We start from the raw sequence: 12,371 nt of genomic DNA, 5'->3' as shown, positions 1-12,371 counted from the left end.
TCGGGTCGAGCCTCCAAAGCGGCCTTCCATCAGGGCGCGGATGCGCGAATGTATCATCGGTACGTTTGGGGGTGCGGACAAAATCTTGGACTACCTTGGAGGTAGTTCATGTATTCATACCGCCGTATTGGGTCTTGCCCGCAGTTCCTATTTTTACCATCGCGCACGATTGCTTGTCGCTGACAAGTATGCTGGCGTGCGTCGCGTCATCACGAACATCTTCGAACTCAATTACCGTTGCTACGGCTATCGCCGGATACGCGCGGCACTCGGTAAGCAGCAGGTCTTCATATCGGAGAAAGTCGTTCGACGTTTGATGAGGCAAGAAGGCTTGGCCGCTGGCAGTGCCCGCCGGCGTCGCTACGGCTCCTATCAAGGCGAAATAGGCCCCGCGCCAGAAAACCTCGTCAATCGCGACTTCCGGGCGGCAGCGCCGAATAAAAAGTGGCTCACCGACATTGCGGAATTCCAGATTCCAGCCGGCAAGGTGTATCTATCGCCCGTGATCGACTGCTTTGATGGGCTAGTTGTCAGTTGGTCGATCAGCACGCGTCCGGACGCCGAGCTTGTGAATACCATGCTCGACGCAGCGATCGAGACAGTGGCCAACAGCCAACACCAGCCAAGGGTCCACTCCGATCCCGGTGCGCACTATCGCTGGCCAGGGTGGCTCTCACGGATGCGCGATGCGAAGCTGATTCGCTCGATGTCGCGCAAAGGTTGCTCGCCCGACAATGCGGCATGCGAAGGTTTCTTCGGCCGATTGAAAACGGAACTGTTCTATCCTCGGACCTGGCAGGCTACAAGCATCGAGCAGTTCATCGAGGCGGTCGATTCTTACATCCGCTGGTACAACGCCAAGCGGATTAAGATCTCGCTTGGCTCACTGAGTCCGCTCGAATACCGGGAGCGCCTCGGGCTCGCGGCATAAACCAGTCCAAGATTCTAGCCGCACCCCCAAAGCGGACATTTCAATCTAGCCACTACAATCAAAAAGTTCGATCATCGGCATTATGTAAAATCAAGCCAAGGGCATCGACGCGCTCGACGGTCAAATTATGTAAAATAATAAAACATGCATGAGACGAGATGCGTCCGCCGTTGGCCTATTCGATCTCGTATTCACCCATGCCCCTGGCATCGCTCTCCCCGGCGATTTCACGCCGACTCCTGCCAAACATCTTCGTATCCTTGATTGTCGATGATGAAATGTGTGCCCGGAGGGAGCGCGAGATACTTGATGATAAGCGGCAGCATTTGCTGAAGATGCTCCGTATGTATCGGCTGATAGAAATCATCGGCGTCCGAATACTCGCCACAGTGAAAGTACCAACTGATATTGTCCTCCGCTCCCCGTTCAACTCGCGTGCCGTAGACAGGCATTTGACCCAACGTCGAGGTCGCGAAGGCGACCATGTCCTCAACGGGTTCGCAGCGCAACCCATATCGTTCGCATACTTCGCGCTGCATTTCCGCGATCGCTGCTTCGTGTCGTGATTCCATCTTCCTCTTCCGGATGCGCGTTCAGATACCGAGAATCTTGTTCATTGCTTTCGAAAATGCCGATGCCTTGCCCCCTTGGGATGGCGAGCAACTGGGGCAATGGGGTTGCACCGCGGCAACCGACGACTGCACGCTGACGTCGTTGGCGCCAGTTCGATAATACTCGACCACAAGTGCATCGATATGGTCCGCAATCATCTTGGGCTTCGTCTGACCGCACTCCGCGCATGGTTTGCCTTGTACGGCCCTCGTTTGTGCCGCGGTTGGTCCGCATTTGGAGTTGCGCGAGTATGGCGTCGTGATGCCGGACTTGGGTTTGAACAAGGTCTTGTCAGGGATACCCAGGGCGACGATCGGGACCGTATTCCCCTGTCCGTCAATGGTATTCGCAAGACCATAGGGGTCGACCCATGCGGCAGGATTCGGCGCGTATTTATAGAGCGATGGACCGCCCTCGATCCTGCTCGGATCCTGACTGATGAATTGCCCGATTTCATGGTCAAAATACCGATATCGGTTGTAGCAGAAACCGGTTTCTTCGTCGCAGTACTGCCCTTGAAGCCGAATGGGTTGATCGAGACTGGATCTACCTTTCCCGATATCGCTTGTCCATGTGGCGTAACTCGCTTCCCATGCGACGTCGCCCCGCTCGTCGACCAGACGGACCGGTGCACCGTTCGGGTCGTTATGAAAGAAGTAGACTGTGCTGCGCAGATGATAGGACTGCGACCGATCATCTGTGTTGATCTGGGCTGCATAGTCTGGAACCAGCGCGGGAGGTCGCGGCTGTTTTGGTAAAGGCCCCTCTGCCTCGCCTGGATCTTCATGTTGTCGCGCTGTGCGCGCTATCTCGGCGTTGAAGTTCCGATGAACCATCGCGAGCGGACAAAATGTGTCCGGATAATAGATCCAGTCTCGTACGTCCTGACGAGTCGGCGCGTCGCGCGTACCCGGTTGGACCCTGGTGAGGCGATGCGCGGCTTGCTCGACTTCTGATGTATTCTGGTCCGTCGTTGCGACATCGAATCGCAATTCGCTTGCGAGCATATCGCCGTCCCAGAAGAATCGATGAACACGTGTGCGACTGACTTCGTGCCGCAGTGTCGATATGATTTTCCTGGTTCGTCGCTGAAAAGCGTCGTATTCGTACCGGACGAGAATACGACAATCGTGACGGCGGTTGCCTTTTCCAGCATGTCGGGTCGCTAACGACTCAGTCAATTGCCCCCCGGCATCCCATCGAAGCTCAACATCCTGTTCCGCATCCTGCTTGTGCGTGAGATTGCCCGCTCTGTCGAACACGTAGAGACTGTCGCCGTGCCGCTCTTCGCGCAGCCATGTGCGTGACGTCGAACTGTTCTGGGTGGTGCCCGTCAGAAAATTTCTCGTCCGCAGCAGATCTCCGGCAGGATCGTACAGAAAACGGCGTACCGTACCCTCAGGATCGATATGCTCAACAACGTTTCCGCCCGAATCGTACTGAAACCGCTCGATGCCGGACCGGGAATCGCGTCGCTCGATCAGATCGCCGTTCGCGTCATATGCATACTCGATGGCGAACATTTCCCCGGTATCGACAAGGAGCGCTTGCCGGGACAAGCGCCCTCTTACTTCGTAAGACATCTCGCGCCGGAGAACATCGCCCAAGCGCTCGTCTCGGATTCGGCCAAGCGCATCCCGTTGGATGACGATCGGTGCGTGTCCGTCGATCTCGATTCGGACGACGGCATTCAATGCGTCATAGCCATAAAGAATCGACTGCTCGACGAGCTTGCCACCGGAAACGAGGTGCGTTTTCCGTTCGACGCGATTGCCGGCCGCATCGTATCGATTGAAAAGCCTGAAGTCGTCTCCCTGCCGTTCTTCGATCAACCGGCCGTCTGCGTCATAGCTGAACTGGAGGATCGCGGATGGGTTTGATGCCCGGACGAGGTCGCCATGTTCGTTGTAGTGAAAGCAATCCGTGCGAAATCCGTTCGGCTGGTCGGGATCGGGAATACGTTTCTCGACGATCCGCCCCACTCTGTCATATCGATAGTGGATTGTCTGACCGAGAGGGTTGATCGATTGTAGGAGTTCACCGGTCGGGCCGTACTCGTAGCGGCGTGACTGCCCCCAATAGTCGATTTCCTCGACTATTCTTCCTAGCACATCGCGCTTGATCAGATAGCGCTCTCCTCGCTCGTTGACAACGTCGACAAGTTGTCCCTCGGTATCGTAGTAATAGCGGACTTCGGTGCCATCCGGGTGAGTCCGCTTCGCGATCTCACCGAGAGTGGTATAGGTCAGGCATGTCACATTGCCGACCGGATCGCAATATCGAATCAGATTCCCATCAGCGTCATAGGCATAGTGGGATTCTCGTCCGTCAGATTCGATGGCTCGCACGAGTCTGCCGCATGGATCTCGTTCGTAACGATTTTCATGTCCTGCCGCATCGATCGTGCCAACGACGAATCCACGCGCGTCGCGCTCATATCGCGTAGCGTTCCCGAGCGCATCGATTATTGAAGCGAGATTGCCGTGACGGTCATAACCGAATGTCGTTGCATCGCCGTTCGGCCCGGTCCAGGACGTGATGCGGCCATGACTGTCATACTCGTATCTGGATATCGTTTGAGATGGGGCAACGTAAGACCGAAGGCGTTCACGTGAATCCCACACGTATCGCCACTGACGCCCCCCCGGAGCGGTGACGCACAAGGGCTTGTGATTGGCATCATATTCGGCTCGCATAGCCCGGCCGTCTGGCATGAATTGCGCGATCAGATTGCCGTGTACGTCGTATTCCCATCGAGACGTACGGCCTATCTGGTCTGTCTCGGTGCTGGTTCGCGCCTGGGCGTCGTAACCGTAGCTGGTTATGCCGCCGAGTACGTCGATCTCGGCGATCGGAAGGTGGCGCCCGTTCATCTGGATGATGGCGACGTGCCCCATGGAATCGGCAATACGCGTTTCATATCGATCGAGATCGTATTCGAAGCGATAGTCAAGCACGCCGTCATCGCCCCACGCGTGATCGACGCGCCATACGCCGTCGCTACCTTGCAGATAGCTGTAGTGGAATGAAACGCCGCGTGCGCTCACCTGCCGGGTAATCCGATTGCCGCCCTCGTAGTTGAAACGGCATGAGTTCTGCATCGCGTCGAGCGCCGCGACCAGATTCAGTTCGCGATCTTGTTCGTACCCTGCGAGCGGGTATGCATGCTTGTCGGTATCGATTAGCGTCATCGACGTCGTCAACGCGCTATGCGAGGCGATACTGCATTCGCATTCGATGTATCGTCCGGTTGGAACGTCGAGATCATGTTCGACGACACGCGAAAGTTGACCTGACGGCTTGCGATCGAACAGCCACGCATGACCGTGTAGATCACCGATCCAGTCGAGCGTCAGCGTGAGCGCGGGCGTGTTGGATAGGCTGCCGATGACCGCGTCCCACGATTGCGGTAACGAGAACCCGTATTCGATGCACTCGCCCGTTCTCAATATCAGTTGGTTGTCGCGAGAATACAGTGCATAGCCGTATTGCCAATCGTAGACACGCGTCGACCACCCATCATGCCTCGGAACTTCATCGAAAGCCGTGGCGTGATCAACGAAGTAGATAGCTGCCCCGATGCCGTCGTCGTGCGAAATGAGATTCAACTGAATGTCGGCCGGCGTCCTCCATCCAACGCCAACGATACCGAGGCGCTGCTCACTACTCGCATAATGCCGGTTCCATTCGAGAGGAAGATGTCCGGCGATCTTGAAATCGTGATGCGAGACAATGACTTCGCCTGTCGTGACATCTACCGGCTCCGCGTGCAGCACATTGCACTTGAGAAACCCCGGCTTCAAATTCAGCTTGTCCGCCAGCGCCTTCGCCCACTTCGATCCCTGAAATGCCTTGAACAAACCCTTCGCCGCAGCGGCCATATTCATGATCGGCGGCCCGCCCACAAAAACCGGCCTCCCTGCCGGAATCGGCAACATCACCGAACTCGGCATCGACGGATAAGTCCGATCCGTATGCGCGCTGTTATGCGGAGGCGGCTCCATCCCGACCGACCAGCAACTCAACGCCTCCAACGCCATGTACGACATCGGATCGTTGTTGGCGAGCACCGTCTTGCTGCCCATGAACGATTCCCCGTCGTTCGACGGTTCAACCTCCTCGGGCGGCGGAGCAAACGATTCTCCAAGCGGGAAATGCAACCCCGGTACGTGATACGCATGCGTCCCGGCCGTGGCCCGCATCATCCCGTTCACAAAAATCGGCCTGCCGCTACTTCCTCCCGACCCGACGTTCGAACCAAGATCATCGCTTATGCGGTTCTTGATCTGGTTGGCCTCTTTCGCCAGCCGCATCCCCTCAGCGACGTTGGGGTCGTCCTTGAAGTCCGGCAGCTTGCCGCCACCCATCAAGTCATTGATCTGCCGGTTCGCCTCATCGGCCAGATGCGCCAGCTTCTCCACATCTTCGGGATGGTCTTCGATGTATTCGGTCACCTTCTCCTGCACGATGATCATTGCTATGCAGCCGACCACGGCTTTTGCGGCTTGAACGTACTCACGCAGATCGAGCATGAACCCGACATGAGGGTGCGGCAGGAACACAGGTGGCGTACCGGGCGTGACCAGTACCGAATGAACGTCGACGCCAACGACTGGATCGAGATGCTTGACGGCCGGGAGTGCCACGATTTCAGCCCTCGTTCACGCTCAGCGCCCACCACGCAACGCCGCGACTTTCTCGCTCAACGCGTTGCGCCGCCGGTCCCGAGCACCCAGCTGCGACACCATCCACTCGACGACCATCGACAGATTGCTGTTCGCCCGCATCGGCTCGTCGATCATCAATCCCGCATCGAGCGCATTGAATCCGGCCTCCAGCGCATGTTCGCGCTCCCCTGCCCGCTCCCAGCACACGGCGCTCATCCGCCACGCCTCGACCGTCATCAGTCCATCCTTCGCCGCCGTGGTCGACGCGACCGCACGCTCGTAGCAATAAGCTGAGTGCGCATAGTCCTTATGAGTCAAATGCACGCTTGCCTCGCCGAACAATCCGTTCGCGACGAGCTTGTGCCCGGCCGGATGCCCAGCCTCGACTGCGCGCATCCCGCTGCTGGCCGCGCTCCGATACGCGTCGATCGCGCGCTCGCGATCGCGCCACTTCAGATACGCCGCCCCCGCAATGAGATGCACGACAACGCACTGATCGAACCACTGCTCGCGCTCAGCAACCTTCAGCGCAGCCGCGCGCACTTCCTCCAGCCGAGTCGGATTGCCGCGTTCGATGATCTCGGTCAGCAACACGAAATGCCGTCGAAATTCACCGCTCGGCCCGCGCTCGCCCGACTCCGCCAGCAACTCACGTGCCACGCTCGCCATCGAATACTTGCCGTACACGACCCGCACCGCGGCACGATGCCGTTGCATCAACGCAGCAAACGGCGCGATATCAGTACGCGGCACGACAAAACGCACGCGCTCGGCAAGCTGCGGCGCGACCGCGATAATCGACAGCAAATCGTCGATCCATCGCACCCATGCCGCGTCATCCCGCACTTTCGCCGGCTCCAGCACGAAAACCATCGCCGGAAAAATATCCGGGTGGTGGTGCATCAGGCTGTCCGCAACCGCGAACAGATACAGCGCCGGATTCTTGCCATCGTCATACGGAGGCTGCCAGTCTGCACGTACGCCCTGCGCGGCGGCCCCCTCGCGCCGGCTGTCGTAGAACGCAATAAGCTCGTCCGTCAACGCCCTTGCATAGCCCGCTTCATTGACGAACGACGCGCGCATCGTCCTTACCGCACACGACGTCTCGTCCTGAACCTGGAAATACAGCCGCACGAGCTCCGCATCCTTTTCGTCGGTCTGCCAGATCATCAATCGCGCATCGCGATCCTTCGCAAAACGCATCCAGTCCGTGTGCGCATCCATGAACCTGCGTTCCACCGGATTGGTCGGCTGCCAGTTCTGCATTCGTGCGAGCCTCCGTTATGGATTCAGTTTCAGGATCGTGCCTTCGACCGTGTGCTCGCCCGTGGCCGACGACGTGACCGTCGTTCCGCGCACGCTATGGCTTTGGGAGCCGGTCGATGCGACGTTGACACCCTGGATCGTGATCGTGCCGTCGCGCTTCATCACGATGCTGGACATCCCGCAGACGAGCGAAAGCTGATCGCCGGCGTTGACGGTGACCTGATGCTGCACGTTCGTCGTCTGGTTCGCGCCGACGTTGACGGTGTGTTCGCCGCCGACCGTGTGCGTATGGGCGTTCGCAATCGTCGATGTACGTGCACCGATTTCCTCGGTATGCGACGACGCAACCAGCGTCTTCATGTCCTGCGAAGTCGTTTGATACATCTGTCCGACGTTCAGCGTCTTGCCTTCGCCGATCGTTTCAGTCTTGGCTTTCGCAACCGTCTCGGTATGTATTCCACCAATGGTCGCGTCGCGATTCGCGGCGATCGTCACGGTTTCGTTCTTGCCGACCGTTCGCATGCGATTCCCCCCCACCCCATGCGTCTCATCCACCCCGATCTGCGCGACCCGGTTCTTGCCGATATTCACCGTCTCGTCCTGCCCGACACTCCGTTGCCGGTTGTTCTTCACCTGCATCGTCTCGTCGTTTCCGACGGTATGCGTGTGGTTGTTCCCGACGGACAGCGAATGATCGAGTTCGGTCTCGGCATCGAAATTCCTTTCGGCATGCATCCACAGCTGCTCGGCGCCCTTCTTGTCCTCGAACCGGAACGCGTTCGCATGGTCGGTTGTCCCGCCGGGCGACGAGCGCGACAGCAACCCGCTCTGCGTCGCACTGCGCGGTAACCCCCACGGCGGCATCTTCTCGCCGTTGTAAACCCGCCCCGTCACGATCGGCTCATCCGGATCACCATTGAGAAAATCGACAACGACCTCATCGCCGACGCGCGGGATCTGCACGCCACCGAATCCACCGCCCGCCCAAGGGCTCGACACCCGCACCCAGCACGATGAATCCTGGTTGCTCTGCCCATACCGATCCCAGCGAAACTGCAGCTTCACGCGCCCGTACTGGTCGGTCCAGATCTCCTCGCCGGGCGGTCCGACAACGGTCGCCGTCTGCGGCCCGTTCGTCCGCGGGCGCGGCGTTTCACGCGGCGATCGATAAGGCAGGCTCGACGGCTGCACGAGCATCGTCGTTCGATGCACGACAGCCTCCGCGCCCTGATCGCTCGCATACGCGTTCTCCTGGAAACGGTATCGACACCGCACGATCAGGTACTCGCGGTTCTGATCGGCGCGCGGACAATGTGCAAGCGTGAACAGATACCCGGGCGCGGCACCGCGCACGTCGGTATCCGCACTCGCCCGCTCATGCTCGGCCTGCTGCTCCTCGAGTCTCACGCGGCTGTAATGCGCACCAGGCGCATCGTCGCGATACCCGCCCGGCCATTCGAACGACGCAAAACTGTCGTGATCATGCCCACGCGGATCGACCTTCTGCGACGAAAGATCCGCACGCGGCTTCGTATAGTCGTAGTCGGCGGTCTGATGCTTGCCGACGCTCACCTCCTGCGCGGGCAGCCAGCCGTCGACGTGCTCCTCGTCGGCGATCGCGGTGCGATCCTGCGCGATGTACGGGATCGTTTCGTAGCCGGGCAACGCGACGTGCGATGACATCGCATCGCACAGCACGAGCGTATGACTGTCGGCCGCGTGCCGGAAATAGAAATAGATGCCCTCGAACTCCATCAATCGCATCACGAACGCGGTGTCGGTCTCGTTGTACTGCACGCAGAACTCACGCGGCACGTACGCATCGGTCAGCTTGTTCTCGATGGGGAAACCGTAAGGCGCGAGCACTTCCTGCACGATGTCGGGCACGGTGCGATTCTGGAAAATTCGGCAATCGGAGCGGCGCGTCGCGAGCCACAGCCACGGCCGCACGATCAGCTCGTAGCCGTAGTGCCGTTCGGCGCGCCGGCCGGCCAGCGTCGCGCGCGCGACGATGCCGTTCAAGTAACGCGTCGACAGATCCTGCTGCTCGATCCGCACGGTCACGGGCTTGCCGAGCATGTCCTTCAGCGACAGGCTATGGCTGTCCGCCAGCGCGTCGATCCGGAATTCGAACAGGCGGCCGAGGTCGTCGCTGCCGTCGAGCGTATGGAATTTCAGGTCGTCGCCGTGCGGGCTGTCGAGTGTGAATACGCGATTCACGTCGTTCCCTCCTCGTCGAACCGGTAAGCGAATTCGCCGCCGGCCGCGCTCACCTCGATCGAAGCCAGCGCGCGGCCTTCGAGCGTGGCCTCGAGGATCGCGCGGCCGATGCGCGGCATCACGGTATGCGTGAGGATCGCGTCGACCATGCGGCCGCCGGATTCGATCGTCCGGCAGCGCTCGACGATCAGCGCGGTCGCCGAATCGGTGCAGCGCAGCCGGATGCCGTGATGCAGATCGATCCGCTTCTCGAAGCGCCGCAACTGCAACTCGACGATGCGCGCGAGCGTCGCATCGGTCAGCGGGTAGTACGGCACGACGGTCAGCCGGCCGAGCAGCGCGGCGGGGAACACGTCGAGCAGCGGCGCGCGCAGCGCATCGGCGAGCGTCTGCATGTCGGGCAGGCGCTCGGGGTCGCGGCACAGCTGCATCACGCGATCTGCGCCGACGTTCGACGTCAGCAGGATCACGGTATGCCGGAAGTCGATGTCGCGCCCTTCGCCATCTTCCATCCAGCCCTTGTCGAACACCTGGAAGAACATCTCGTGCACGTCGCGGTGCGCCTTCTCGATCTCGTCGAGCAGCACGACGCTGTACGGCCGCCGGCGCACGGCCTCGGTGAGCACCCCGCCCTGCCCGTAGCCGACGTAGCCGGGCGGCGCGCCCTTCAGCGTCGATACCGTGTGCGCCTCCTGGAACTCGCTCATGTTGATCGTGATCGCGTTGCGCTCGCCGCCATACAGCGTGTCGGCCAGCGCGAGCGCGGTCTCGGTCTTGCCGACGCCGGACGGCCCGCACAGCAGGAACACGCCGTGCGGTTTGGTCGGGTCGTCGAGCTTCGCACGTGCGGTCTGAATCCGTTGGGCGATCAGTTCGACCGCATGGTGCTGGCCGACGACACGTTCGCCGAGCGTTTCGGCGAGCTTGAGCACGGCCTGCGTCTCGTCGCGCACCATCCGGCCGAGCGGGATGCCGGTCCAGTCGGCGACGACGGCGGCGACCGCATGCGTGTCGACGGCGGGCAGCACGAGCGGTGCGTCGCCTTGCATCTCGGCCAGCGCCTGCTGCGCGGCTGTGAGGCGCGACAGGACATCGGCGCGTGCGTCGCTGGTGAGCGCGCGCGACGGCGCGTCGTCGAGGAGCGCGGCGCGCGATTCGACGATCGAGGCCAATGCGTCGCGCTCGGCTTGCCAGCGTGTATCGAGCCGATCGAGTTCCGCCTGCACGGCGGCAAGCTCGGCATCGATCGCGTCGCGCCGCGCGGTGTCGCCGCTGCCGAGCGCGCACTCGCGCGCGATCCGTTCCCGCTCGACGCGCAGGCCGTCGATGCGTCGGCGCGCGTCCTCGATCGGCGCGGGCACCGCGTGCTGGCTGACGGCGACGCGCGCGCAGGCCGTGTCGAGCAGGCTGATCGCCTTGTCCGGCAACTGCCGCGCGGGAATATACCGATGCGACAACGTCACGGCGGCCTGCAGCGCATCGTCGAGCATCAGCACGCGGTGGTGGGCTTCGAGTTTCGCGGCGAGGCCGCGCAGCATCGTCACGGCGGCGGCCTCCTCGGGTTCGAGAACATGCACGAGCTGGAAGCGCCGCGTCAGCGCGGGATCCTTCTCGATGTACTGCTTGTACTCGGACCAGGTGGTCGCGCCGATGGTGCGCAGCAGGCCGCGCGCGAGCGCCGGTTTCAGCAGGTTCGCGGCGTCGCCGGTGCCGGCGGCCCCGCCCGCGCCGACGAGCGTATGGACTTCGTCGATGAAAAGGATCGTCGGCCGCACGGACGACATCGCTTCGTCGATCACGCCGCGCAGGCGGCTCTCGAATTCACCCTTCACGCTCGCGCCGGCCTGCAGCAGCCCGATGTCGAGCAGGCACAGCGCGACGTCTCGCAGAGACGGCGGCACGTTGCCGGCGGCGATGCGCAGCGCAAAGCCTTCCGCGACAGCGGTCTTGCCGACGCCGGCCTCGCCGACCAGCAGCGGGTTGTTCTGCCGGCGCCGCAGCAGGATGTCGACGATCTGGCGGATCTCCGCGTCGCGGCCGACGACGGGGTCGATCTCGCCTGCCCGCGCTCGGGCGGTCAGGTCGACGGCGAAGCGCGCCAGGGCCGAGCCTTCCGCGGCTGGCACACCGCGCATCGCGGCGGCGGCGGCGGCGGCGCCGGCGCCAAGGCCCGAGTCGCCACGCGCAGCCGGTTGCGCCTCGGGCGAACCGTCGACGATCGATGCGAGTTCGTCGGCGAGCACGTCGGGCACGATGCGCTCGAACTCGCGTGCGATCGCGTACAACGCGTTGCGCAACTGGGGCGTCTTCAGGATCGCGAGCAGCAGGACCGCGCCGCGAATCCGCGTCGCGTCGTATTTCAAGGTCGCATAGACCCACGCACGCTCGACCGCGTCGTCGATGTGCACGGACAGGTCCGACACCGATCCCGCGCCACGCGGCAGCCGATCGAGCGACGCGACGAGGCCGCGCTCGATCGCGGCCTCGTCGATCTCGAACCGGCGCAGCACGCGCTGCAGGTCGCCGTCGGGCCGCTGCAGGAGCTGCTTGAACCAGTGCGCGAGTTCCACGTACGGATTGCCGCGCAGCCGGCAGAATCCGGTCGCCTGCTCGAGCGTCTCGTAGAGGAGCGGGTCGAGCTTTCCGAACAGGTTGACGCGGCCGATATCGGACAT

5 protein-coding genes and 1 pseudogene are annotated in these 12,371 nt (G+C 61.5%); 1 reads left to right on the top strand and 5 read right to left on the bottom strand.

Annotated features, from left to right (window positions below):
* Positions 1-121: 121 nt before the first annotated feature.
* A pseudogene (locus tag NQV17_RS11595) lies at positions 122-931 on the top strand (IS3 family transposase); the annotation flags it as partial.
* Positions 932-1,158: 227 nt separating this feature from the next.
* Here the strand turns inward: NQV17_RS11595 and NQV17_RS11590 are convergent.
* From NQV17_RS11590 to tssH, 5 genes are read right to left on the bottom strand one after another with little or no spacing between them, the layout of a single operon-like run.
* On the bottom strand, positions 1,159-1,503 hold the full coding sequence (locus tag NQV17_RS11590) for a hypothetical protein (protein WP_257772368.1): 345 nt from the start codon (positions 1,501-1,503) through the stop codon (positions 1,159-1,161).
* A 21-nt stretch (positions 1,504-1,524) separates the two neighbouring features.
* Positions 1,525-6,189, bottom strand: a complete 4,665-nt coding sequence (locus tag NQV17_RS11585) for an RHS repeat-associated core domain-containing protein (RefSeq protein ID WP_257772367.1) — start codon at positions 6,187-6,189, stop codon at positions 1,525-1,527.
* Between the two features lie 21 nt (positions 6,190-6,210).
* Positions 6,211-7,476, bottom strand: coding sequence for a hypothetical protein (locus NQV17_RS11580; RefSeq protein WP_257772366.1), 1,266 nt, complete (start codon positions 7,474-7,476; stop codon positions 6,211-6,213).
* Between the two features lie 15 nt (positions 7,477-7,491).
* On the bottom strand, positions 7,492-9,696 hold the full coding sequence (gene tssI / locus NQV17_RS11575; RefSeq protein WP_257772365.1) for a type VI secretion system tip protein VgrG: 2,205 nt from the start codon (positions 9,694-9,696) through the stop codon (positions 7,492-7,494).
* On the bottom strand, positions 9,693-12,371 hold the full coding sequence (gene tssH / locus NQV17_RS11570) for a type VI secretion system ATPase TssH (RefSeq protein WP_257772364.1): 2,679 nt from the start codon (positions 12,369-12,371) through the stop codon (positions 9,693-9,695). The genes tssI and tssH overlap by 4 nt, the downstream gene beginning before the upstream one ends.

The sequence above is a fragment of the Burkholderia sp. SCN-KJ genome, assembly GCF_024656005.1.
GTDB lineage: Bacteria > Pseudomonadota > Gammaproteobacteria > Burkholderiales > Burkholderiaceae > Burkholderia.
This window is presented reverse-complemented; position numbering and strand designations above follow the sequence as displayed.